21 protein-coding genes are annotated in these 24,145 nt (G+C 43.2%); 13 read left to right on the forward strand and 8 right to left on the reverse strand.

The window, feature by feature from the left end:
- Positions 1-52 precede the first annotated feature (52 nt).
- The 4 genes from AC1MCB_RS20330 to AC1MCB_RS20345 all read right to left on the reverse strand — a co-directional run bounded on the left by AC1MCB_RS20330 (position 53) and on the right by AC1MCB_RS20345 (position 7,873).
- The gene (locus AC1MCB_RS20330; RefSeq protein ID WP_479966560.1) at positions 53-1,585 is read right to left on the reverse strand and encodes a RagB/SusD family nutrient uptake outer membrane protein; all 1,533 of its coding nucleotides are present in this window, start codon (positions 1,583-1,585) and stop codon (positions 53-55) included.
- A 94-nt stretch (positions 1,586-1,679) separates the two neighbouring features.
- The gene (locus AC1MCB_RS20335; RefSeq protein WP_479966561.1) at positions 1,680-4,772 is read right to left on the reverse strand and encodes a SusC/RagA family TonB-linked outer membrane protein; all 3,093 of its coding nucleotides are present in this window, start codon (positions 4,770-4,772) and stop codon (positions 1,680-1,682) included.
- Positions 4,773-5,365: 593 nt separating this feature from the next.
- Positions 5,366-7,027 carry a helix-turn-helix transcriptional regulator gene (locus AC1MCB_RS20340; protein ID WP_479966562.1) on the reverse strand — a complete coding sequence of 554 codons (1,662 nt, stop codon included), beginning with the start codon at positions 7,025-7,027 and terminating at the stop codon, positions 5,366-5,368.
- A gap of 390 nt (positions 7,028-7,417) precedes the next feature.
- Complete coding sequence (locus AC1MCB_RS20345; protein WP_479966563.1) at positions 7,418-7,873, reverse strand: hypothetical protein; 456 nt, start codon at positions 7,871-7,873, stop codon at positions 7,418-7,420.
- 371 nt (positions 7,874-8,244) lie between these two features.
- Here AC1MCB_RS20345 and AC1MCB_RS20350 point away from each other — a divergent pair, with 371 nt between their 5' ends.
- The 6 genes from AC1MCB_RS20350 (at position 8,245) to AC1MCB_RS20375 (ending at position 11,646) form a co-directional block, all read left to right on the forward strand.
- On the forward strand, positions 8,245-8,613 hold the full coding sequence (locus tag AC1MCB_RS20350; protein ID WP_479966564.1) for a VOC family protein: 369 nt from the start codon (positions 8,245-8,247) through the stop codon (positions 8,611-8,613).
- A gap of 338 nt (positions 8,614-8,951) precedes the next feature.
- Positions 8,952-9,131, forward strand: a complete 180-nt coding sequence (locus tag AC1MCB_RS20355; protein ID WP_479966565.1) for a hypothetical protein — start codon at positions 8,952-8,954, stop codon at positions 9,129-9,131.
- A 138-nt stretch (positions 9,132-9,269) separates the two neighbouring features.
- Positions 9,270-9,422, forward strand: coding sequence for an ATP-binding protein (locus AC1MCB_RS20360; RefSeq protein ID WP_479966566.1), 153 nt, complete (start codon positions 9,270-9,272; stop codon positions 9,420-9,422).
- A 281-nt stretch (positions 9,423-9,703) separates the two neighbouring features.
- A complete protein-coding gene (locus tag AC1MCB_RS20365) occupies positions 9,704-10,360 on the forward strand; it encodes a DUF4331 family protein (protein WP_479966567.1) in 657 nt (218 codons plus the stop codon).
- A gap of 22 nt (positions 10,361-10,382) precedes the next feature.
- On the forward strand, positions 10,383-10,916 hold the full coding sequence (locus AC1MCB_RS20370; RefSeq protein ID WP_479966568.1) for a DUF4331 family protein: 534 nt from the start codon (positions 10,383-10,385) through the stop codon (positions 10,914-10,916).
- A 73-nt stretch (positions 10,917-10,989) separates the two neighbouring features.
- Positions 10,990-11,646: a HupE/UreJ family protein gene (locus AC1MCB_RS20375; protein WP_479966569.1), complete on the forward strand. Its 657-nt coding sequence runs from the start codon at positions 10,990-10,992 to the stop codon at positions 11,644-11,646.
- Here AC1MCB_RS20375 and AC1MCB_RS20380 read toward each other — a convergent pair.
- From AC1MCB_RS20380 to AC1MCB_RS20395, 4 genes are all read right to left on the reverse strand, one after another.
- Positions 11,638-12,918 carry a tetratricopeptide repeat protein gene (locus AC1MCB_RS20380; protein ID WP_479966570.1) on the reverse strand — a complete coding sequence of 427 codons (1,281 nt, stop codon included), beginning with the start codon at positions 12,916-12,918 and terminating at the stop codon, positions 11,638-11,640. The two genes, AC1MCB_RS20375 and AC1MCB_RS20380, sit on opposite strands and share 9 nt — an antisense overlap.
- A 201-nt stretch (positions 12,919-13,119) precedes the next feature.
- Positions 13,120-15,060 carry a KUP/HAK/KT family potassium transporter gene (locus tag AC1MCB_RS20385; RefSeq protein ID WP_479966571.1) on the reverse strand — a complete coding sequence of 647 codons (1,941 nt, stop codon included), beginning with the start codon at positions 15,058-15,060 and terminating at the stop codon, positions 13,120-13,122.
- A 53-nt stretch (positions 15,061-15,113) separates the two neighbouring features.
- Positions 15,114-16,865 (reverse strand): ATP-binding protein, encoded by a 1,752-nt coding sequence (locus tag AC1MCB_RS20390; protein ID WP_479966572.1) that lies wholly within the window; start codon positions 16,863-16,865, stop codon positions 15,114-15,116.
- A gap of 212 nt (positions 16,866-17,077) precedes the next feature.
- Positions 17,078-18,376: a sigma-54-dependent transcriptional regulator gene (locus tag AC1MCB_RS20395; RefSeq protein ID WP_479966573.1), complete on the reverse strand. Its 1,299-nt coding sequence runs from the start codon at positions 18,374-18,376 to the stop codon at positions 17,078-17,080.
- 370 nt (positions 18,377-18,746) lie between these two features.
- On the opposite strand from AC1MCB_RS20395, the gene AC1MCB_RS20400 reads away from it, so the two are divergent.
- The 7 genes from AC1MCB_RS20400 to AC1MCB_RS20430 all read left to right on the forward strand — a co-directional run bounded on the left by AC1MCB_RS20400 (position 18,747) and on the right by AC1MCB_RS20430 (position 24,116).
- Positions 18,747-18,926 (forward strand): hypothetical protein, encoded by a 180-nt coding sequence (locus AC1MCB_RS20400; protein ID WP_479966574.1) that lies wholly within the window; start codon positions 18,747-18,749, stop codon positions 18,924-18,926.
- Positions 18,927-19,093: 167 nt separating this feature from the next.
- Positions 19,094-20,101, forward strand: a complete 1,008-nt coding sequence (locus tag AC1MCB_RS20405) for a helix-turn-helix domain-containing protein (protein ID WP_479966575.1) — start codon at positions 19,094-19,096, stop codon at positions 20,099-20,101.
- 273 nt (positions 20,102-20,374) lie between these two features.
- Entirely contained in the window at positions 20,375-21,319 is a 945-nt protein-coding gene (locus tag AC1MCB_RS20410; RefSeq protein ID WP_479966576.1) for a bifunctional UDP-sugar hydrolase/5'-nucleotidase, read from the forward strand.
- A gap of 7 nt (positions 21,320-21,326) precedes the next feature.
- Entirely contained in the window at positions 21,327-21,869 is a 543-nt protein-coding gene (locus tag AC1MCB_RS20415; RefSeq protein ID WP_479966577.1) for a phage tail protein, read from the forward strand.
- A gap of 6 nt (positions 21,870-21,875) precedes the next feature.
- On the forward strand, positions 21,876-22,415 hold the full coding sequence (locus tag AC1MCB_RS20420) for a phage tail protein (RefSeq protein ID WP_479966578.1): 540 nt from the start codon (positions 21,876-21,878) through the stop codon (positions 22,413-22,415).
- A 7-nt stretch (positions 22,416-22,422) separates the two neighbouring features.
- Positions 22,423-22,977, forward strand: a complete 555-nt coding sequence (locus AC1MCB_RS20425; RefSeq protein WP_479966579.1) for a phage tail protein — start codon at positions 22,423-22,425, stop codon at positions 22,975-22,977.
- A gap of 2 nt (positions 22,978-22,979) precedes the next feature.
- Positions 22,980-24,116, forward strand: coding sequence for an ABC transporter substrate-binding protein (locus AC1MCB_RS20430; RefSeq protein ID WP_479966580.1), 1,137 nt, complete (start codon positions 22,980-22,982; stop codon positions 24,114-24,116).
- Positions 24,117-24,145: the final 29 nt, after the last annotated feature.

The following is a 24,145-nucleotide window of genomic DNA, read 5'->3' on the forward strand; positions in this document are numbered from 1 at the left end:
GCCTCTTTATGGATTTACAGTCTAAAAGTTTTTCTACTAATGTATGCTGCGGTCAGTATCCTGAGTTTTGCTGCAGCAGCGGGTTTACATTGATTTCCTTCAAAGGGATAGGGTAGCGGATGTGCTTGGTTTCTACGAAATTATTTGCGGAAGCCTTGGTATGGAAAGTAAGCGTAGTTTTTATTGACTCCTTAGCTGTATTTCCACGGCCCCATCTAACCAGGTCAAACCAGCGGATAGCCCATTCCATCGAAAGTTCCACCGGACGTTCATGATGGCGAATGTGATTTCTTAACTGGTCTTTTGTAAAAGCGCCATCACTAATGGGGCTTGCGCCGCTTCGGATTCTCACCTCATTGATCCGATCTACAGCCTCCGCCTTTTTATTGTTCTCGTTCAATGCCTCAGCCAGCATCAGCAATACATCCGCGTAACGGATAACAGAAATATTCGTTCCTACATAAGCGCCGCCACGGTCGGTAGGATAGGCATACTTATTAAAATAAGCAGTTTCCTGTAGATTTGCTTTAACTGCAGAATAGGGTATTAAAGCAGCCGGGCTGTTAAGGTCCCACATTTTTGAATCCGCATCATCAAAGTAAATGCTGCCGTAAACCCGGTCAGAATATCTACCGTCTGGCTTTATATCTTTCTTCATTTCGGCGACCAGCCAATCAGAAGGGGTGAACAATTCCCAGCCATCTAAGGCAAAAGGCCTCACTTCAAAGTTGAAGGGGTGGCGTTCGTCCGAAATAGTCCGGTCGCCACTGAATTGAATTTCGAAGATGGATTCAGGACCATTCTCCGCCAGGCCGTTGAAATTATCAATGTAACTGCTGTTCAAAGAATATTGGCCGCTAATCTCTTTAAATTTGGCTTCCGCCTGAGGCCATTTTTCCTGAAATAAGTAAGCTTTAGCCAACAAGGCCTTCGCAGCGCCCCGGGTGGCGCGGCCTTTAAGTGCATCATCATAAGAAACTGGTAGAACTTGTTCAGCCTCCTGCAGATCTTTTTCGATCTGCGCCCATACATCCGCAGACGGAGCCTGTGAAACTTGCAGCTTATTGATATCTTTTTCGAATGTTAATACCAGGGGGACATTTTCATAACCATTAATCAGGATAAAGTAATTATATGCTCTCAAAAATTTCGCTTCACCGGTTATTTCGTTTCTTTCAGCCTCTGACATTACCGCTATTCCGGGCACTTTGTCGATTACCTGGTTAGCACGGCCAATACCTGCATAGCAGGTCGCCCACAAGTTCCACGGACCGCTTTCATCGGCACCGTTTGTAAATGAAGCCATGGTTTTTCCATAAGGCTCGTTGGTGTTATTCTTCAGGTCGTCCGCTTTGTAAGCAAGCGTGGTGTAAATCTCCTCGAAAAAAGTCCATTTGCTTCCATCATGTCCCTGAAGGGCTGCATAAGTGGCCGTGATTCCTTGCAGCGCATGTTGCCGCGTCGTCCAAAATGTGTTTTCGGTAAGACTTTGCTTGTCATTCTGCTCCAGGTAGTCTTTAGAGCATCCCGCAAAAATGAGATTTCCTGTAAGGAGCATCAGTGTTATTTTGAGATATATTTTCATCAGAAAAGATTTGAGATGTGAGACATAAGATTTGAGGACTCGCTGATTATTATAGCGTCGGTGTATTGCTTAAACATGCGGTAGGGGTGTTGCATCATAATCCGAGGTTAATACCCATAACAAATGATTTGCTTAACGGATAATATCCCCTGTCTACGCCCCGGCTGAATATGCTGGTATTGGAAAGGTCGGGGTCAAATCCGGAGTATTTGGTTATCGTTAAAAGATTATAGGCCCCGGCATAAATTCTAAGCCGGTTGATGGAAGCTTTGCTTAAAAATCTTTGTGGGATCGTATACCCCAGTTGGATGTTCCGCAGGCGGACAAAGGAGGCATCCTCCAGGTAATAGTCTGATACCCGAAGATTTTCGTTAAGGTCTGCGTTTGATAGCCGGTACATAGTAGCATCAGGGTTGGCTGGCGACCAGGCATTCAGCAGTTCGGTAGAACGGTAAAACCGGTTAAGGAACATCTGCGCTCCATTATACATCTTCTGCCCCTGTTTACCATTAAAAAATAAGGTGAAGTCAAATGCTTTATACGATGCGTTGAAGGTCAAGCCAAAATCGAGTTTCGGCAGACCGCTGCCCATCAACACTTTATCTGCATCATCCAGCGCACCATCTCCATTGGTATCTAAAAATCGCAGGTCTCCGGGTTTCGCATTTGGCTGAAGCAGCTCGCCATTGCCGTTTTTATGGTTATCTATTTCAGTCTGGGATTTAAATATTCCGGCAGATTGATAGAGATTGAAAGAGGCCAGCGCGACACCCTTACGCGTAACGGTGGTGGCCCGGTTATTATAATCAACATAGCCATCGGCTATCAAACCCTGATCATAACCTAGCCGGATTATCTTGTTTGTACTATGAGATATATTGGCAGTTACATCAAAAGAGAACTCGTTACCCGCCGTGTGCCGATAGGTGAGGGATGATTCCCAGCCTGTATTTTGCATGTCGGCAATATTAGTTAGCGGCAAGGCTGTGATTCCCGAGGAGGAGGGAATCGGAGTCTCCGCCAGCATGTCGGAGGTCTTCGAATTGAAATAATCCAGGGTAACAGCAAACTTGTTATTTAGAAAAGCAGCGTTTAATCCGGCATTTAAAGTCCCGGTTTCTTCCCACTTGATTTGGTCGTTAGCCAGCGAAGCTGCAATTGCGCCGACATACACCTGCTGACTCATTGCAGAGCCAAAAGGATAGTTGAGGTAAGGGTCAGAACCGTTTAGAAATATCTTGGCGAGGTACTGAAAATTGCTGATGTTCTGGTTGCCTACAATACCATAACTCAGCCGGGGTTTCAATTCGGTGATCCAGGGTATATTGAAAAAGTTTTCATTATGAACAGACCAGCCTGCCGACATCGAATAAAAGTTACCAAAGCGGTTTGCCGTACCAAACTTTGAGGAACCATCTCTGCGTAAACTGCCCTGCAAGTAATATTTATCCTTGTAGTTGTAACTTAAGCGCCCAAAGTACGACTGTAGTGTACTGGTAAAGTTCCATCCCCCGGAGCGGATATAATCTCCGGAACCCTCGACGATTAAGCCGGACAACGCTTCAATAAGAGGAGAAGATAGGTGATTTCCCCCGGCTGAAGTCCCCTGGTTTTCACTCTTTTCCCGTGAGAAACCGGACAACGCTTTTAGGTTGTGATCGCCGAAGCTTTGATCGTAGTTTAGCAAATGAGTAAACACCGAAAATTCACTTTTCCCTCTTGACTCAAACCGGGATGGATTTTCTACTAATGAAAGCGGACCGAAATCGTATGCCTGGGTTTGTGCATAATCAAAATTATTGATCATCGTTTTTCCGGCGGTAAAGTTGTAGGATAGACCCTTCCACAACTTCAAGTCGGCACCAATATTAAGCTGAAGATTTTCATCATTCGTCCGGTTATCGCTTAACATTCTTTCGCCAATGGCATTACCTGAACCTAACTCGGGTTCAGGTTTGGCAAAGCCGTTGGCAGAAGCCGGATCATATATTTTTTTGTGGGGTAAGGCATTGTATAGGTTCATAATGTCCGAGAAACCGGCGTTCCCGTCGCCGGTAACATCTGCAAAGTTTTTGTTGTTAGACCGTGTGTAGGCCAGAATTGGGCTTACTTTTAGCCGGTTATTCAATAGTTTAATATCCGTGTTCAGCCGTATATTATCTCTTTTAGCGCCAGAATTGTTGATCGTTCCGGAATGGCCCCAATGGCCCAGAGACAAGCGGTAATTCAACTTTTCGCTGGCTCCCGACAGATCCACATCATACTTTTGTTCAACCCCGTTTTTGAAATATGCCTCTTTCCAGTTTGTATTGGCGTATTTGGAATCGTCCATCACATAAGAAGGTGCTGCATCACCGTCATTGGCAAAAGCTTCTTTCACCACTTTGTTCATCTGCAATTTATCGAGCAGTGCTATGTTATTATTGAGCGTATGCGTTGAGGCGTATGAGCTGAAATTGATGCGGGGTTCACCTGATTTGCCCTTTTTTGTCGTAATAAGGATCACACCGCCTGCAGCTCTTGATCCATATATGGTGGCCGCGGATGCGTCCTTTAAAATACTGATCGCTTCGATGTCATTTGGGTTGAGGTCATATGCGGTTCCCAACGGAATTCCGTCTACCACGTAAAGCGGGTTAGCATTGTTGATGCTATTCAATCCCCGGATAAGTACCGCTGGGCTGGCCGCCGGATTGCCCGATCCTGATGATACAATTACACCTGCGGCTTGTCCCTGCAATAAGGTTCCCAGATTGGCAGCAGGTTGATTTTCAAGGTTTTTCATGCTGACAGAAGATATCGCTGAGGTCACATCACCTTTCCTTTGCGTGCCATATCCGATTACAACGACTTCGTCTAAGCCCACCACCGAATCTTCTAATTGAATTATCAGGGTTGGGTTATCGGTTAACACTTGCTCAAGCGTGTTGTAGCCGGTTGACGAAACAACCAGTATGGCTTTCTGCGGAACACTGAGAGAAAACTTCCCATCCGCATCGGTAGCGGTTCCCCGGGCGGAGTTTTTGACGGATACGGTGGCTCCGGGAATTGGCTTGCCATTCTTGTCAACTACCTGGCCGGTGATCTGCTGATCGTTTTGATAGGCATCGGCTAGCATAGGCAGAGCCGTCAGGAATAACATGAGTAAAAAGATGCTCCTGCAGAGCAATGGTTTTGATTTTAGCATGTGGTTCGGTTTTAAATTATTGGTCTGAATTTCCGCCCGGTTGATATCATGATTTGCTAAAGAGAATCTCCGTTTCAATAAAGCGCTGTGCCAGGCGTTGATTTCTAAAATAAATCTATCACGTATTTAAACTAAAAAAGCCTTCACTAACCTATATGTGATCCCCTTCTGTACCTCTATTTGACCTCTACCTGGTTATCAATATATTGAATACCAGTGGGTTGCTTTTCTGTAAATACTTACTTATTGATGACAGGAGGAAATAAATGGGCTGACAAAAGGGCGACGCCGATTGCGTTGCCTTAAAACTTGCAGATAATGACAGTTCTTGTGGGAGGGGGACGATCTTTATTATTTGTCAGAAAGATATTTTTTGAAGTGTGCCAATAGCTTAAATGAAGGTATCCAAAAAGACCTTCTAAACAGGAGGATTTTAGACCGATTCATGGCTGAACAGGTCTGTAATATTACTACTTCCATGAGATTCATCGAAGTTAGTTAGTAGGAAAAGGTTTGCGTGATCACTTACCCCAACAGCGACATTTCCAAGCCTTTAACTTGGTGCTGCGAATTGATTTTAAACCGGTCTCTCTTCAGAATTTTTTCAAAAACTCGTTCAGGCTATCTTCGTGGACCAGGTTAAAATGCTTTCGAAGACGATATCTGGCCATTTCTGCAGATTTAACAGATATGTTATTCAGCGAGGCAATATCCTTTATAGATAGGTTAAGGCGGATCTGGGCACAGAGCCGTCTCTCATTCTGAGTTAGGTTCGGATACTTTTGCAGCAGATTATAGAAGAAATCCTTGTGCATTTCCTCAATGTTTATGTTAAAATCCTGGGCTTCCTTGTTTATATCGAGGTCATACTGAAACTTGCGGAGCAACTGGTTGAATTTCGTCATGTCATCCTGCACTTCATTTTTCAGGCTGTTCAGCTCGCCTGTGAAACCTCTTACCAGCTCATTCCTCTGCGAGATATACAAGGCATAGTTTTGAAGTTCCGTCTTTTTATAGTCCAGTTTATCGGTTAGAGCCTCTTTTTCAAGCATGGCATTATCCAGTTCCTGCCTGATCAGTTCCTGCCTCACAGCGTACAGTTCCTTTTCTTTTTTCTGCCGCTGTCTGAGCCTGCTATAAAGAAGGAACCCTATAATAATCAGCAATACAATTCCGGTAGCCAGTGCATTACGCTGAAAAGCGCGCAGTTCTCTTTCTGCTAAGAGCGATTTTATCTGCATTTCATTTTCAGCAGTTTCCCGTTTGAGTTTGTTGGCAGCTACTGCATCGCTCTTTGTCCGGGAAATGATCTGATCGCGTATAAGTGTATACTCTTGCAGATCTTTGAATGCATCACTATAATTACCCAGAGCTGCATTCAGTTTCGAAGATATACTGAGGTTATCCAGTAGTTTTTCTTTCTTCATGTTCGAACTTGCACCTTTAATAAGGTGCCTCGACTGGGCGAGCATTTTTCTGGCCTCAGGATAATTTTTCAGCTTTAACTGCGAAAAAGCAAGCTGATTCAGTGTTTCAGCTTCAGATAGTTCCAATCCAAGTGTCTGGAATATTAACAGAGATTCGTTTAGTAATGAAACGGCCTGGTTGTAATTGCCAAGGTCGTTTTCACAGATTCCAATGTTATTTATTGATGCTGCGATGGCAGATCTGTTATTCACCTGCCGCGCAAGGGTCAATGCCCTTTCAAAATATGGCTTTGCTGAAGCATGTTCGTCCTTGAGTTGGTAAACCAGTCCGATAGCGTTCAGCGATAAGCCCATACCTTTCCGATTGTTAAGTTCTGTATATGCTTTGTAAGCTTTCCGGTGAAACTGCATGGCAAAATCGGCGTTTTCGGAATCGTAAAATACCCAGCCTAAAAGACGGTAACATTCGGCCAGATCTTCTTCCCTGCCAGATATTTGAAAAATATCCAGGGCACTGAATGCATATTGCAGTGCCTGGTCGTACCCGTCGTTATACAAGTAGCCCTCTGCAAGGTTTAGTAAAGACCGACCTTGTAAGTATTTATCGTTTTCCTTTAAGGACAGTAAGTAAGCTTCATTTGCATACAACAAAGCCTGATTTGTAGAGTCCTGGTTATAATACGAGGCAAGAATGTTTAGCGAATTTATCCTCTCGGTGACCGTCAGCTTTTGATGATTTAAGCTGTTTCTGACGCTGTCCACATTAACCTGTGCTTTTGTAAATAAAAAACTTAGCAAAAAACACAGACTGATACCAAAAAATTTCATTCTTAATTTTTCAACGGTTGATCCCGCTAAACAAGGATAAGCTAAAAATACCAAAATTACCTATTTTGCAAATTCCCGACTTCGGGGCGCTTTCCGGGGAATACTTCGGTGCGCTCCAAAAATGTAACGTCGAGGTTATTAACGTAGCCAATTAAACAGGCGAATTTGTTGGACTTTTAACTGAGCAGGGTATGAACAACATCATTAAATTAAGGAGTCTATTCTTGATAAAGTCGTTTTGGATTAAATTCTGGAAATTGTCATCCTGCACGTCATCACATCTACGATAGCCCTCATGGTTTTCTATATGCACTAAGTGTGTAGTGGGCATGGGATGTGAGGCAGCCCGTAACGGCGGAATCGCGAGATCTTCCAAGATTTTATTTACGCTTAACAGTTTTCAAAGCCGATATTTTTGCGATCCGGTTTCATCCGTTTTAGTTTCTGAATTTTCATTAATTGAAGAGCGGTTGCAATAACCGGCGAATCTATGTCCACAGAAGCAAGTGCCGGTTCATTGCAAAGTGTGTTTTCGTTTTCTCTTTGACCATAAGCAATCAGCAACTCACCAATTCTGATTAATTCCTGACCTTCCGAAATCAAGCTATTGTTCATGTCACTCTCAATTGCTTTTTGTTCCACTTGTGGTTTTTTCGGTCCGAAGAAGATTCTTTGATAAACCTCTTCTATGAACAAGTGCTCACCAGAAATAACTGGCAACTGACGGTAGTTAAAATATACATAGTTCCTATAGCTGAAATCCTGTTCACCCCTCTCAATGCTGAGACGATCTAATTCTGAATAAAACTGGTATTTGCATTGTTCGTGCTCTTTCGATATTAACATAATTCGATGTATAGACTGAAGTGATTTCCCCTGGGATTTTACGATACTAAATGAGAATCCTATTCACACCCAGACGATAATTGTACCAAAGCCCGGATATTTCAGGAAGGGCTGTTAAGAAGCTTATAAGGTCTAAAACAGGGGAGTTCATCGTTAGAAATTTTAAAGCATGGGGCATTTTTTACCCATTTTTTTCCATTTAACATTTCACGCTAACAGGGTCTTATCCCTTCGGGTCCTTAATTAACTGGTTGAGAGGTCCAGCAAGCAAAATGGATATATATGGAATAATTGTATAAAAGATTGATTGTCTTTTTGCGAACAAACATCTTAATTTGGATTACAATTTTGTTGGCGTTTAACTTGCAAAAATGGATACTAATTTACTTCAGGGCATTGACACGGTTATTGTTCGGGTTTCAGATGTGAATCTTTCGAAAAACTGGTACCAAGAGAAGCTTTCTTTCAACATCATTTATGAAGAGCTGGCCTTAAATCTGGTAGTCTTAAATACACACGGCCCCACCAGCATTACTCTCTGGCAAACGGATCAGCCAGTTCAGAACAATAAAGACACAGCTACTTATCCTATTTTTAAAACTCTTGATGCCGAAAAAGCAAAAAAGACTCTGCAGGAAAGCGGGGTAAAAACCGATGAAGTGATCAATGATGGTTTTGTGAAATACTTCTTCTTTTTTGATCCGGACGGCAATGTGCTTGAGGCCTGCCAGGTGCACTAGAGGCTATCAGCTTTCAGCTCAATTACTTAATCAAGCCTATTTCATAAACCCTCAATTCCCCTCCTTTGTTGTATTTATCGTAGTGTCCGCGATCCCCAATATTATTTTACCGCTTTCCAACCAGTTTGCAAATGTTTGTGTTGTTGTTTTTGATGCCAGGTCAATTTGTCGCCTTAGTTTAGGAGATCAAGAATAAAATCAGGCAAATACATTAATCTTATTGCTATCCTTTCTATTGGTTCGACAACCTCACCCGCTCAGCAGCTGTCAAATCAGGCAACTGTTGCGAATGGCATTAGTTAAAGAACCATACGAATGTAAGCTTTGTGAGCAGCGATATGCGTTACGCCAGGGACGCAGTACCCCAGATTGAACAGGCGGATCGATGGAAACCTGTCGGATGGAAGGGTGAAAAACTGCATACGCAAATATTGGTGTGGAGTAACCGGGATGATTCAGCTGTGACGCTGCATACAGGGGATCTTACAACATGCGAATGTGCAAATGGGGAACGGTGATAGTGACTAACCGGTGTAATGAAACGTGCAGATCATCAATTCCGACGAAACAGTGCCCGCAATAGAGCGTCGTTGCGAGGCTCCCTGAAATGGATATTGGAGTAATCATTCCAATCAAAGTTTCTTACATCTCCCGGGTTGCACATTCCCTTAACCCAGCATATTTCAAGTTTTGGTCTCGGGCTGTATCTTAGTGCAGAAATTATTCGGACTCACCACGGAGAAATTTGGGTAGATAGTGAATGCGGCAAGGGATCGACATTTTATTTCAGTTTGCAACTAAGTCATTAGAACTGAGGCGGCGCTAATTTTGCGACCAATAAGCCTACTAATGGTCGTTCTGTTGATTTATCTTAAAATCTTTCCCCGACTTTTAAAATATTTCTCGCTATTCCAATATCTGTGTGGTGACTCTACGGCATTTCCTATCCCAGGTATCCTTCGTGTTTCACCTCCTTTTAACATTAGCTTGAATCTCACGATACAAAACTCTCTTAAATTTAATTTTCAATTAAAAAAAACCAAGGTATTACCGTTACCGTAATTGAGTTTGAAACCAAAAAATGAGAGAAATGAAAATTAAAAAAACACTCCTCACAGTAGCCGTGGCTATCGGCGTAGGAGCAGGAGCTTTATGGGCAGCAGATCACATCGATGCGCCTGCAGTAACCGGTAAGCCGGCCGATATTGCCGATCTTTATGTATTCCAGGGATCAAACGGTGATAATTTAGTTTTTGCTGCTACCTGGCAACCTTTATTAAGCCCCGCAAGTACCGGCTCAGTTGTATTTGAGGACAACACAATGTTTGAATTCAACATCGACAATAATAATGACAATGTCGAAGATCTTGTTATTCAGATGGTGTTTAAATCAAATAAAATGTTCGTTTACGGCCCTCTAAAACCGGGAGCCACGGGATTAAGCAGTACCATCGAATCAGAAGCCTCCGTCATGGTACCAACAACTCCCTACTCCTCATCTGCAAACCCGATTACGGCTACCCGAAACGGTATCTCTGCCTTTGCAGGCCCGCGCGATGATCCCTTCTTTTTCGATTTGGATCAGTATAAAAAGATCCTCGGGGGTACCGCAACTTCTTTTAACAAACCCGGTAATGATACCTTCAAAGGGACAAATTTATTAAGTGCTGTTATCGAGGTACCTAAGTCAATGTTAAAAAGTACAGGCAAAATTAATGTTTGGGTAGAGAGCAAAAAGAAAATTTAATATCAATAAAAAGAAAAAAATCATGAAATTCAATTTTATATACTCAGTTGGTCTAGCTGTATTAGTCCTTGGATCTTGTAAAAAAGACAGTAATGTCCTGGCAGATCCCAACCAGGGAGTAACCTTTGCTGTAGCCGGTGACCAGGCTGCACGGCCAGGCATTGCAACGGTTTTTGTCGGCCCGGAAGACAAAGATAAGTTCAATGTTACTTTGCCGTCCATGATGAGCGCTGCCTTTCAATCCAAATTTCAAGCACGCCTCATGGCTCTAAATCCTGGCTATAGCACAAATGCATTGGGTCAGACCGCTGCACAGCTTAGTGGGTTGCTAGCGACGGATGTGTTGAACGTTTCCACAGGTGGCAAAACCACTTTCTTTGACGGGACGAATGTCCTAACCGGTCGTGCATTAGCTGACGATGTAATTGATGTGGAGTTACTGCTTATTTTTGGCGGCCCCGCCGGAACTTCTAATCCCGGGCTGACTTCGGACAATGTCGGCGCGAACGACAAGGTGTTTTTAAACACGTTTCCATACCTGGCTACTCCTCACTAATTTTAATTAAAAAAACTTAAGAGTCGGGAATTCCGACTCTTTTTTTTTAATCCGATTTAATCAGATAAAAGCTGTGAAAAAGCTCATTATATTATTGTTGCTTATTACGGGTATTTACACCTCTTCAAAAGCCCATGTCATTGTCCAGGAGCTCGAACATATGTCTGAATCTGACGCTGCTTCGGTTTATCTTATCCTTGGTTTTAAGCATATTCTGCCCCTTGGTCTCGATCATATTCTGTTTGTTCTGAGCTTATTTCTCTTGTCACCACGCCTTAAACCTGTGCTATCCCAGTCCGCAGCGTTTACCGTTGCTCATTCAATTACTCTGGGGTTATCTATGTACGGTATAATCTCACCACCGATCAGCATTATTGAGCCACTTATAGCTATTTCTATTTTTTATATAGCCCTTCAAAATATTTTCACAAAAAAAGTAAAGCCTGCCCGGGTCGGGATTGTGTTCTTATTTGGACTAATACATGGGATGGGGTTCGCAGGCGCCCTTAATGAGATTGGCTTGCCTCAAAATGCTTACCTTCTTTCACTTGTCATGTTCAATATAGGAGTGGAGTTAGGCCAGGTTACGCTTATCCTAACAGCCTATTTTTTTATGGCCAAATGGTATAGCGCTAAACCTTATTATCAAAAAAGAATCGTTCTTCCTTTATCTGTTGTAATTGCCATAATTGCGGCGTACTGGACCGTGGAACGGATCTTTTTATCTTGAATTCAGGTGTAGGATCATGGCCGGACTCAGATCAAACTTGTTTTCAGAGGCTGCCTTGTAAAACTCTTCTGATGTATAGGCTCTACCAAGCCCTTCCATCAATTTCCCCATATAATACAATTCAAAGCCTTCCAGAGGTTTGCCGGATACATACTTTCTGTATACCTTCTCTGCCTCCCCGGGCTTTTTGTTGTTATACAAGGTCCAGGCATACCACGCTGCTGTCTGTGAGGTTAAGCGATTCTTCAGTTCTTCCCGGGCGATTTGCTCGGCCAGCAAGGGCTTGTTAAGAATGCCGGTATATACTTCAATTAAATATTTACTGTACATCTTTCCGTATCGCGGCTGACCGGCCATTGAGACGAATTGTTGAGCGTATAACTTTTCCTGCGTTGGGCTCTGCATACTTTGCGCCAGCTGGTATAGTTTAAATGCAGGATCGGGAAGTTTGTATTGTGATTGTACTAGCTTAAATAAAGATCCGGCGACTGCAAAATCCTGGTCATACTTCATGGCAATCGTTCCAAGACCTGAAATGCTGTGATTATCGATACTATTGATTGAAATGCACCGCTTATAAAGATCTGCCGCCGTTTCGAGTTCTCCAGTATGAATATAGAAGTCTGCCGCATTGGATAGCGCTGCGCCCTGCAAGTATGAACCTCTGGGAGCCAAAGCGGCAGCCCTAAGCATGTAGTGGATCGCCGTATCTACTTCACCCTTCAGGTGAGACATTTTAGCTTTCCGGAAGTGGTAGCCGTAATCGCCCGGAGATTTTAATTTATCCAGATAAAAGGAGGCAAGATTATAATGACCCAGCTCATACTCAACATCAAAAGAAAAACTATTGAGGACGTAATTTTGGATCCCTAATTTTTTAGCTGCATTTAATAAACCTTCCGCATTTTTAAACTGGTGCTGTAGAAGCGCAATCTCTGTCAAAGCTAAATACACTCCAGCTTCTTTATTCTGATAAACCTCACTAATATTTAGTAAGATTTTTTTTGCTTTGCTCAAGTCATTGATGTCGCCTGTCAGGTGAAACTGCCTGACAAGTGAAGCGGCATATTTGAGCTCATTTGAGATGCCGGGAATTAGTGGATTGATCCGACGTTTCCAAAACTGCATCTCTAAAGTATTTGTTTTAAAGACTTCGGAATTCGGGTAATTCATAATTACACTATCTGCGTAACTCTTTTCTACAATTTTAGTTCGACTGTTACACCCTGCAAGTAGTAGTAAAACCAGTACGGAAATAGATATATAATTCATGAAAGTGTATTGTTTAATAACAACTACGAAGGTTAGTACATTACGGATTCGCTGAATCTATTCTGTTGTTAGCAAACTTGACTGTAGAGTAGGGGCGTAACGTTTTCATTCGGTCACAAGAGAAGTGAAAGGTTTAATCGCATAAAAACGGAGTTTCGCGAGGTAAAAGACAGTACAAGACATAATAGGCTTAAAAGAATATTATACTAACCTTTTCAAGTCGATGAACCTGTTTTCTGCATTGATCAATAATGGTACTTTTTCTACGGTTACGAAGCTTTCATCCAGCCCAAAACTACTTTCTTCTGATAGACTGAGGGATTTCAAGATAGACTGATATCCGAGAATAAACCGATCCCTAAACGGCAATTTGAAAGTTTTGGATAAGGTTTTCTCCAAAACGATAAATCTGAAGTCACCAACGATGTTGTAACGCTTCAACGATTCATAGTGGCTGGTGATATCTACTTCGCCATTTCTGACAAGGTCTTCCACTACCAGCCGGTACAAAATATTAATACTTTGCTCCACTTTAAATCCTAGTTTGAAATCCACCCTGATTAATTTTCCCGGAATCAGAAATTGCACTTTATATTCGTTTGTAAAAGGTTCATCCATTACATCCACATGAATTAGCCAATATACGTCGGCCCGCTTCGGCTGCTTATGCAGTATGGAATACATTATTTTTGATTCAATTTCTGAAGAGAAGTTGGAGCTGGTAAGGTAAATTAACTGAGAAGCATATTTTGGTACGCTTTCGTCCTCGCTCAGCTCCCGCAGAATAGTATAGTAGTCGTCAATCTCTACAAATTTAACATAGCTATTCTTTATTTTTCGGCCACGAGACCATGTCCACATTACCGAAAATAAGATAGAACCAATCAGTAGCGTAAACCAGCCGCCATGCAGGATTTTGGTCAGATTTCCGAATAAGAAAGTTAGCTCAAGTAAAGAATATACCCCCACAAAAAGCACAATCAGGTAGTTGGGGAATTTTCGACGCTTCAAAAACATCGTTACTAATACAGTGGTCATCAGCATAGTTATCGTAATTGATAATCCATAGGCTGCTTCCATTCGAGCTGACTCTCTAAAGATAAACATCACGGATATACAACCAGCAAGCAGAATCCAGTTGATGGAAGGAACGTAGAGCTGGCCTTTTTGTATGGATGGGTAGTTGATCTTCACCTTGGGCCAGAGGTTTAACCGGACGGCTTCGGAAATCAAAGTAAAGGAACCAGAAATAAGCGCCTGGCTGGCGATGATTGCCGCCAGAGTAGCAATCCCAATACCTGTAATCAGAAACCAATCAGGCATTAAATGGTAAAATGGATTGTTGCCTGCCAGTTTTGTTCCCTGATTCTGAACTAACCAAACTCCCTGGCCAAAGTAGTTAAGTAAGAGACAAGTTTTTACATAGATCCAGCTGATGCGAATATTGGAACGGCCGCAATGACCAAGATCGGAATATAGTGCTTCCGCTCCGGTAGTACAGAGAAAAACGCCGCCAAGAATTAATAATGCATTGGGGTTAGTGGTTAATATATGGTAAGCATAATATGGATTAATTGCTTTAAGAATGTCGGGCATTTGAATAATAAACCCGGTGCCAAGTACGGCAAGCATGGTAAACCATACCCACATGATGGGACCAAAGGCTTTTCCAACAATAGAAGTTCCGAATTGCTGAATAATAAAAAGGCCGGAAAGAATGGCTATAACGATGGGGATGGTGGGTAACCCCGGATAAACCATGTCTAATCCTTCGATGGCGGATGATACGGTTATCGGAGGCGTGATGATTCCGTCTGCCAGTAAAGCGGCGCCGCCAATCATTGCCGGAATGACGAGCCATTTGGCTTTGCGTTTGACCAGGGAATAGAGTGAAAATATACCGCCTTCACCCTTGTTATCTGCCTGAAGCGTGATAATGACATATTTAATTGTTGTTTGAAGGGTAAGGGTCCAAAAGATACACGATAAACCACCCAGGATCAGGTCCGGGGAAATGATTTGATCGCCGATAATAGCTGTAAAAACGTAAAGAGGAGAAGTACCGATATCGCCATAGATGATACCTAAACTAATTAGAATTCCGGCTCCGGATAACTTATGAATGTTTTTATGACCTGACATGTATCAATGGTTTGATGAAGCCCTAAGGCGGATAACGAGTGAATTATACTGTATTATACTATGGGTAATCTGAATCCAAACAAGCTTCCCGATCCGAGGCGGCTATTCACAAATATTTCACCTTTCTGGGCTTCAATAAAGTCTTTTGAAATGGCCAGACCAAGTCCCGTCCCTGATTTCGTTTTTTCATCGGTTGGAACCCTGAAATACTTGTCGAAGATCTTTGTTTGGTATTGCTCGTGTATTCCTTCGCCAAAATCCTTGACAGAAAATTCAACCATACTTCCTGCTTCACGTACATTGATAATCACTTTTGAATCGGGGGGACTGTACCGGATCGCGTTTGAAAGAAAGTTGACCAGTACCCAGGCCGTCTTTTCTACATCTGCATAAACCCGTTTTAAATGTGGGTCGGAAATAATCTGAAGCTCAACTTTCTGCTGATCTGCCTGAAACTTTACGGAACTCATGGCATACTCAACGATCTGTTCCGGATCGGTGGGCAGGAAGTTCAATTGGATATTCCCGGTTTCTACCTGGGACATTTCCAAAAGCTCACTGGTGATCTTTAAAAGGCGCACACCGTCATTTTTTATATGGCCCAACAAATCCTTCTGTTCCTTATTCAGGATACCTATACGCTCATCATTTAAAAGCTTTAAACTCATTTGAATGGAAGAAATGGGCGTTTTTAATTCATGTGAAATCGTAGCAATAAAGTTTGTTTTCGCTTCATCCAGTTCGCGGAAACGAGTGATGTTTCTTAATATAAAAACCTGGCCGGCAAATTCGCCTGATTTAGCGACAGGCCCGTTACTGTCTATTTCATATTCCGGAACGAGGATTTCATGACTTTCCATTTGGAAATAAGACTCTTTCCCTTCAGAGTAAATCTTTAATGGTTTTTCGTCACTCTTAGATTCAAGAAGGCATTTAAGTAAATCATTTTTTTCGGCCAGTTGTGATGCGTTCTGCTCATGGATTTCTTTGTCTGTTAGGGTCAGGAGTTTTTTAGCAATCGGGTTGATGAAAATAATCTCTTGTTCTTCATTTAATCCAAGTATTGCATCCTCCATTTTTTCAATAATGGTCTCAATGCGGAGCTTTTCAGAGATGATCTTAGCCAGATTACTGTTTTCCCATTCGTTTAAACGGGATGCCATTTCATTAAAAGCGGAAGCCAGTTCACTAAATTCATTATATGCCGGAAAATCAAGTCTCTTTTGATAATTTTTGTTGCTAATCTCTTTTATTCCTTCGGTTAATTCGACCAATGGATTAGCGATAAATCCGGGGAAGTTTGCGATGAAACTGAACAAGATCAGAAACGTAATGCCGGCCAGTATGCCCAGGTATAATATTGCTTCGTTAACTGAGGCCTGCGCCCGATTATTTTTCAATAAAATAGCCTCCATATTCAGTTCTTCAATTTTCCGAATGTTCTGATGGAGGGATTTAAAAGCGTTACGGTTCAATGAATTGGAAGGAGATGTTTCAGAAACTTGGTTGAAATCCCGCAAGATCAGCCTCGTCAGATCCATTTCACCCTTTTCCGTTACATTGTTGGTTTGCCGTTTCAGCTGCGCCTTAAATTGTTTAATCGCATTGCCCGGAAGGGGAAATGGGTTTTCATCCAGGATCTGGCGCATTTGCCGGGCGATGGTCAGCGATTCAAAGTTGTCTTTTAAAATTACTTTTGAAGTTTTGGAAATGTCATTGAGATAATAGGCAGCTACACTACCTATTAAAAGCACCAGTACGAAAAGAAACCCAAATCCTAACCTTAGTTTAGTTTTGATGTTCATTGTTTAAAATTGTTTATTGTTACCGGGAGGCGTAGGTGATATGTATTAAAAACGTCCTGATCGTTTTGCGCTAATACAATTATTACACCATGCCTAATCAATGATTGTTAGAGTGCTCTAATCCCCTAATTATAAGATTTTGGGGGCATCTGAAAATTCGGAGATGCAAAAAACCCTTCCGTTTTGGCAGGGGTCTTTTTCATTTTGGTAAATTATCGATGAATTTTATATTCTTCTAGTTTACGATATAGGGTGGTCAAGCCGATATTCAGCAGGCGGGCTGTTTCCGTTTTGTTGCCTTCCGTTAGTTTGAATACTTTCTCAATATGGTTTTTTTCTATGCTGGCCAAATGTAAAGCATGTTTGTTTTGACTGTCTGGAGAATGAAATTCGGCAGGAAGCATAGACGAGCTGAGCACTGGCAGATCATTGAGAATCAGAGCTCGCTCAAGGATATTTTTTAATTCGCGGATATTTCCTTTCCAGGAATGTTTTTTTAGTTGTTCGAGGAAGTCCGGATCGGGTTTGGGGACCGGCTTATTCAATTTTTGGGCAAAATGATCAATGAAATAGTTAGTCAGTGCCCCAATATCATCTTTTCGTTCCCGGAGTGGCGGAAGCGCAATCGTAAATACGGAAAGCCGGTAATAAAGGTCTTCGCGAAAGTGACCTTTACTAATTTCTCCCTGTAACTCCCTGTTGGTAGCGGCAATGATCCGGACATTTACTTTGCTTGTCCGGGTGTCGCCGACCTTTATAAACGTTCCGTCCTCAAGAACCCTTAACAGCCTGGCCTGAACATTAATATTCATTTCACCAATCTCATCCAGAAAAATGGTTCCCTGATCTGCCTCTTCCAGAATGCCTTTTTTATCTTTTAGGGCACCCGTAAAAGCACCCGCTTTGTACCCAAACAGCTCGCTTTCAAGTAATTCACCCGTGAAAGCACTGCAGTTGAGCGCCACGAAGTTTTGGTTTTTCCGCTGGCTGCTGTAGTGAATAGATTGCGCAAATATTTCTTTCCCCGTTCCGGTTTCGCCTAATAGTAAAACAGTTGTATCGGTGACCGCAACTTTTTTAGCAAATTCTATGACCTTTTGGATGGCGGCTGACTGGCCAATAATGGAGTCAAAGCCATACCTGGTTTCCAGCTTCCTTTCCAGTTGCTGCACCTTAAACTGTAAAAGTGCTTTTTCCATTGCTCGGGCAACCAGGGGAATGATCTTATCATTATCATCGCCCTTGACAATATAGTCGAAAGCGCCATTTTTGATGGCAGTTACCCCGTCGTTGATGTTCCCGTAAGCTGTGAGATTAATTATTTCTGTAGCCGGGCTTATTGATTTTATTTTAACTATCAAATCAATTCCATTTACATCCGGCAGGCGGACGTCACACAAGACGACGGCAATTTCTTCTCGTTCCAAAATCGAAAGGGCGGATCTGCCATCCGGAGCTTCTACAATCTTATAACCCTCCAGCTCCAGAATGCGGGAAATCAAAGAGCGCAAACGCTCCTCATCGTCAATGACTAAAACCTTTTTGATAATTATTTTTTAACAAATAACGGATTTTTTTTTGTTTGTCGTACGGCTATTCCAATCCGTCGCGCAATCCGGACTAAATAGCTCATCACTCAATCATTCCTAATCATTGTTCGCGCCAAATAATTACCCGAACCAGAGCCCAACAATGGTTTAGATCAGCCGTTTTCAGAACGCTATAAATGAGGATACAATAGGGGTTGTTTGCGAGTCCTTTTTAAAAGGAGATAAGTGAGTAGCTCCATCGAATCGTAACGGTAACGCTAAACTGTAACTTTAAGTTTATTTATGGTAGATATAATTAATACCTAAGGGGCCAAGTCACTTTGCAACCTAATTGCACATAACTGTTTTCAAACTTATCAACAAGGAAACTGATTACATTGAAACCATCAGCAGGGTACTTGCATTGACAGCCGCCCAACCCGGAACCATTGAATACGAAGAGAGAGAATTCTTGATCGTTCTGATCAGGGATTACGAATACCGAAAAATCAGGTCTGCGTTTTTGGAATAGAATTGCAAAAGGTTATTGGCAATTAGTGGATCTGTGAAATTCCTGCTATTAGGTTTGAAGGTTTTTTTCTAATTTTCTGGCTGGTTAAAAAGCAACCTCAACATCATAGGTTTAATTTTTACATTTTTAAAATTGGCACTCATCTGTTGCAGATAATTATTTTATAAGTGAACTCAAGTTCTTCGTCAAAATACCCTTTCACTATTCAACAAGATACGTCCTGGCAAAAAGCTTGCGCGGGGGATGTTTCGATGCTGCTTGGCTTGTTAGAACCTATATATCCGCTGAGTGAAGAGTTGAAAACCGAAGCTTACAGTTCGATGCTCGCCTGCAAATTAAAAAAGGATGCGATTCTTCTGAGCGAAGGAGATAGATGTGATTATGTATATTTCATCATATCCGGTGCCTTAATGGCTTTTTCAGATCATAAAGGAAAAAGGATTACGAGTTACATATCCGTTGAAAAAGAGTTTGTCAGTTCTATCTCCGGTTTGCATGGGATAAGGCCTTCTAAAGAAAGCATTATCGCGATTGAGCAGACCAGCCTGATAGCGGTTCATAATGAAGTCCTCCAGCAGATGTTTGAAAAATATTTTGAACTGAATTATATTTTCAGGGTATTTATGGAGGAATATTACCGGGATGCGCAGGATCGGGCGCATATCATTCGACTAGGAGACGTTAAGGAACGTTATCTGTATCTCACTCAAACAAAGCCAGGATATATAGGACGAATACCGTTGGAGCATATTGCTTCATTTCTTGATATGAAACCCAATACACTCTCCAGGATTATAAAACAATTTAAGGTGCGATCAACTGAAGATGAGCAAACGGAAAGGGAACTTAACGGACTATGTGCCTATATGACGGAGAAGGAAGCATACAAGAATAAAACCATTAGTCTTGGCAGTCTGGCCGCAGCTATCGGTACTTCCCCTCATAAATTATCCTCACTTATCAATAATTACTACAAGCTGAACTTTGTAGATTTCGTCAATTCTTACCGCGTAAACTTTATTAAAGAACAGATGGCTGTTGAAGGTAATTTGCGAAATTATACTATTGAAGCACTGGCTTATAATGCTGGATTTGCTTCCAGAAGCTCGTTTTATAAGGCGTTTAAAAAAAATGTAGGGATGAGCCCGGCTCTTTATCTCCAGGTAGCGGAATAGTTAGAATTTGTATTGATTTATAAATCGGGACAAACTTGGCTTTGTGGGAAGCTACTAAACGTTAAAATTGCATTAATATTGCAGCTTAATTGTAAAAATAATAAGGACTTAGATAGCGCATCCAAATGCTCTCAAGGATGTGTGAGTTGCTAATGAGTCCGCAGATAACATAATGCTTAATGGCGATATGATTCTTATGAACCTTTTTGGAACATTAAGTACTGTTTGTTACGTATAATGAAATCTGTCAAATAACCGATATAATTTTTCCGAATGAGTTTTAACCGACGGTCCTTCATCAGGAGTAATGCCCTGATAGCGGGAGCCTTATTACTTTCCGATACCGCTGATGCCCTTGCATCAGTCACCAGGCAGATCAATACCGTAGGCGCATCCCTTGACGGTGTCCATATTTTTCACACTAATGATATGAGTGGCCAGGTAGCGCGGGGCTTCAATGGCTTTGGCGGACTGGATCTCTTCCAAAAAAATGTTAAGTCACAGGAGTTTCAGGGAATTTTGCTTGATGGTGGCGGCTTTTTAAATAAAGAACATACCGCCGGGCAACACAGGGAATTCGTGGAACTGATGAATCACACCGGCTATCATGCGGCAACGATCGGTCAGGCTGAATTAGGTTTTGGTCAGCAGCATCTTGCTGAACTGGTGACGAGTATGTCATTCGAACTGGTGAACTGTAACTACGAATTCAGCAATCCTGTTCTCAGGCAAAAAGTAAAACCCTATATCGTACTTAAATACGGCAAACGCAGGATAGGGGTGACTGGCGTGGGGCCTGAGGTCAATGCGGTAGGTATTAATTTCAACGACCCGTCAAAGAGCCTTTCCCGGATCACACGCATATTAAAAGAACAGGAGAACTGCAGCATCATCGTATGCCTGGCTCACCTGGGCTTTGAAGGAGAGGATAAGGACAACCTGGCGCTCGCGACAGACTCGGAAGGCGTGGATTTTATCATCGGCGGAAATACTTCTGCTGCGAAAGGTCACGGTACCAGTGTCCTGAAAAACAAAGCCGGATATGATGTTTTTGTAAGTCATACAGCCAGCCGGGCCAGCGTATTTAACCATACCAGCTTTGCGGCCAATAAAGGTGTTCAAGTCCGATCCGCGATTCCCGGCCTCGCCAGCGGTAACGCCGCCGCAAAAGAACTGGCGAAACTTAATCAACCAACTAAAAACCACCTATTAGCATAACAAAAAAATGGATGAACCATTCCTGGGAGAGATCATGATTGTATCCTTTAACTTTCCCCCGAAATTTTGGGCAATGTGTAACGGCCAGTTCTTGCTTATTAATCAGAACCAGGCCCTGTTTTCGCTTTTGGGAACGACCTATGGAGGTGATGGGCAAACCAATTTTGCCTTGCCCAATCTAAGAGGCAGGGCACCGATCCATATGGGCAACGGGCATACTCTGGGCGAGGCGGCCGGACAGACTTCTCACACGATCATTTCTTCAGAGCTTCCTGCTCATGTTCACGAAATGCAGAAGCCAAGCGGCGGCCTGGTTACTGCTAAGGCTAAAACTGGCGCTACAGCTAACCAGACGGCGCCGGAGGGAAACTACTTTGCCGCTAACGTCTCTGAAACAAAGCGATTTAGTAACCGGTCTGATGCCAGTTTGGGCAATGGGGTGCCAATTATCGGAAATGTAGGCGGAAGCCAGCCGCATAATAATATGCAGCCATATCTGGTTTTGAATTATTTAATAGCCCTTCAGGGTATATTCCCTTCCCGAAATTAACAGCACATGGCATTGGATCCTTTTGTAGCAGAGATCGCTCTCTACCCATATAATTTCGCGCCCACCGGGTGGGCGTCCTGTAACGGCCAGCTGCTGCCCATATCGCAGAACACGGCCCTGTTCGCACTGCTCGGAACCTTCTATGGTGGCGATGGTAAAAGTACCTTTGCGTTGCCGGATCTGCAGGGACGTTGCGCCATACATACTGGCCAGGGGCAGGGCTTATCGCAAAGATTTCTTGGGGAGCAGGGAGGATCCGATTACGTCACACTGTTGGTTTCCGAAATTCCGTTGCATGCACATTCAGTACAGGCTGCTTTGAAAACAGGCGGGGCCGGGGTCACAGCAAATCCCATCAATAATTTTCCAACCGTTGCCTCCGCAAACTTGTACAGCAATACTGCCGGGTCTGAGACAATGACGACCCTGAATGTCGACGTTCAAGTTCAGCCGGCCGGCTCTTCTTTGCCGCATAATAATATGCAACCTTACCTGACAATAAATTTTTGCATTGCCCTTCAGGGTGTGTTTCCACAAAGATATTAATAGAATTATGCAACCTTATGTAGGAGAGATTCGCATTTTTGCGGGAAGTTTCCCACCAGCAGGGTGGGAGTTTTGCAACGGGCAATCAGTGCCGATCTCAGAAAATGAAGTTTTATTCCAGCTGATTGGTACAACCTATGGTGGCGATGGAGAGGAAACATTTAATCTGCCTAATCTGCAGGGCAGGGTGCCGATCCACATGGGCACGGGCCCCGACGGAACAACTTACCAGATCGGCGAAATGGCCGGAACAGAACAGGAAACATTATCCATCCAACAGATACCGTCGCACAATCACGCTGCTGCCGGTAAAATCTCGGTTCCTGTCCGCGGCGACAATCCCGGCCACCTTGCCAGTCCGGCAAACGCGGCTATTGCCGTCAGCCCTGGTAAAAAGTTCTTTTCCAAGACCGAATCAACAAACGGCACAATGGCCCCGCTTGATATGCCCGGTGCGATGACAAATGCCGCCGGCGGTTCGCAACCACACGACAATATGCAACCCTATCTTGCAGTGAATTACATTATCTCGTTTTTCGGGATTTTTCCCTCTCAAACGTAAAAATGGTCGCCGGCGTCCTCCTTCCAACTTCCAGCACCCATCCGCTGATCCCGCATGATTTTATGGCGGGAATTCGCGCCGCGTTAAAGCATTCAGGTTCTCCTGTAACACTCGTACCCGGTTATATCGGCTTTGGCGCGCACGCGGAAGAAGTGAAGATGCAAGCTGAAAAACTGATACTGGAGCATGATCCGGATGTGATCATCGCATTTGTAGATCACCCTGTAGCAGATAGCCTCTTCCCGCTGATGGGGCAGCTCAATAAGCTGCTTATCGTGGTTAGTAACGGGGCTAAATACGCCGTTGACTGGAAAGCGCCGGTCAATGTTTATTTTCATACGCTGGAGAATGCTTATTTGAGTTTCCTTACTTCAAATTATACATCCCGGCAGATCAACAGGGCCATCATGGCGACTTCGTATTATGACGGAGGCTATTCGCTAAGTCATGCCCTCACTCAACCTTTCACAAACAAAGGGGGAGAAATTCTGTACAACTTCGCAGGTAGTTTTAAACTGGCTGAGTTCAACACATCCCCAATGGCGGATTTTATCCGCGGAAACAGCGATCTCCGCTCGGTGCTAACCCTGTTAAGCGGCGAATTGCTGTTGCCCTTTTTCCGGCAGCTGTCTGAAGCGCTGCCCGGTACTGAGCTTCGCTTTTACGGCAGTCCGGTAACGGTTGAAGAAACAATTGCGCTTGCCGGTGACTTCCCCTCCGAGTTTATCGTAGAAGGTTTCAACGGTTGGTACAAGGATTCCCCCCTGCCTGAAAACGTTACTTTCTCCGGCAAGATGAGAGAGTCCTCCAGGGAACCCAATTCATTCAGTGCGCTTGGCTGGGATACTGGCCTGGTCCTGAATCAATTTCTTCAGCTGAAGAATGAAGGGGCATTACTTTATGCCCTCGCGGCGGAATCTTTCAAAGAAATTGACGGAGCGAAAGGAACACTTAGGCTGCATGAGGAAAGTCACCATTTTACGGGTGATGCTTACCGGTTGAAGCACGCCTCCGCTTCAGGTACTGCACTGCTTGAGACTATTAATTCGGCTGAGGGCAGGGGCGTATTTAACGAGATGATGACACAGAAAATAGAAGGAATGACATCGGGATGGCTAAACACCTACCTGTGTTCCTGATAACGATATACTATTTGACAAAACTTTAC

It is taken from the genome of Daejeonella sp. AP26, from assembly GCF_056680515.1.

Coding starts and splice junctions, on each gene's coding strand:
- AC1MCB_RS20330 (WP_479966560.1), bottom strand. CDS start 1,585: ATGAAAATATATCTCAAAATAACACTGATGCTCCTTACAGGAAATCTC.
- AC1MCB_RS20335 (WP_479966561.1), bottom strand. CDS start 4,772: ATGCTAAAATCAAAACCATTGCTCTGCAGGAGCATCTTTTTACTCATG.
- AC1MCB_RS20340 (WP_479966562.1), bottom strand. CDS start 7,027: ATGAAATTTTTTGGTATCAGTCTGTGTTTTTTGCTAAGTTTTTTATTT.
- AC1MCB_RS20345 (WP_479966563.1), bottom strand. CDS start 7,873: ATGTTAATATCGAAAGAGCACGAACAATGCAAATACCAGTTTTATTCA.
- AC1MCB_RS20350 (WP_479966564.1), top strand. CDS start 8,245: ATGGATACTAATTTACTTCAGGGCATTGACACGGTTATTGTTCGGGTT.
- AC1MCB_RS20355 (WP_479966565.1), top strand. CDS start 8,952: ATGCGTTACGCCAGGGACGCAGTACCCCAGATTGAACAGGCGGATCGA.
- AC1MCB_RS20365 (WP_479966567.1), top strand. CDS start 9,704: ATGAAAATTAAAAAAACACTCCTCACAGTAGCCGTGGCTATCGGCGTA.
- AC1MCB_RS20370 (WP_479966568.1), top strand. CDS start 10,383: ATGAAATTCAATTTTATATACTCAGTTGGTCTAGCTGTATTAGTCCTT.
- AC1MCB_RS20380 (WP_479966570.1), bottom strand. CDS start 12,918: ATGAATTATATATCTATTTCCGTACTGGTTTTACTACTACTTGCAGGG.
- AC1MCB_RS20385 (WP_479966571.1), bottom strand. CDS start 15,060: ATGTCAGGTCATAAAAACATTCATAAGTTATCCGGAGCCGGAATTCTA.
- AC1MCB_RS20390 (WP_479966572.1), bottom strand. CDS start 16,865: ATGAACATCAAAACTAAACTAAGGTTAGGATTTGGGTTTCTTTTCGTA.
- AC1MCB_RS20410 (WP_479966576.1), top strand. CDS start 20,375: ATGAGTTTTAACCGACGGTCCTTCATCAGGAGTAATGCCCTGATAGCG.
- AC1MCB_RS20415 (WP_479966577.1), top strand. CDS start 21,327: ATGGATGAACCATTCCTGGGAGAGATCATGATTGTATCCTTTAACTTT.
- AC1MCB_RS20420 (WP_479966578.1), top strand. CDS start 21,876: ATGGCATTGGATCCTTTTGTAGCAGAGATCGCTCTCTACCCATATAAT.
- AC1MCB_RS20425 (WP_479966579.1), top strand. CDS start 22,423: ATGCAACCTTATGTAGGAGAGATTCGCATTTTTGCGGGAAGTTTCCCA.
- AC1MCB_RS20430 (WP_479966580.1), top strand. CDS start 22,980: ATGGTCGCCGGCGTCCTCCTTCCAACTTCCAGCACCCATCCGCTGATC.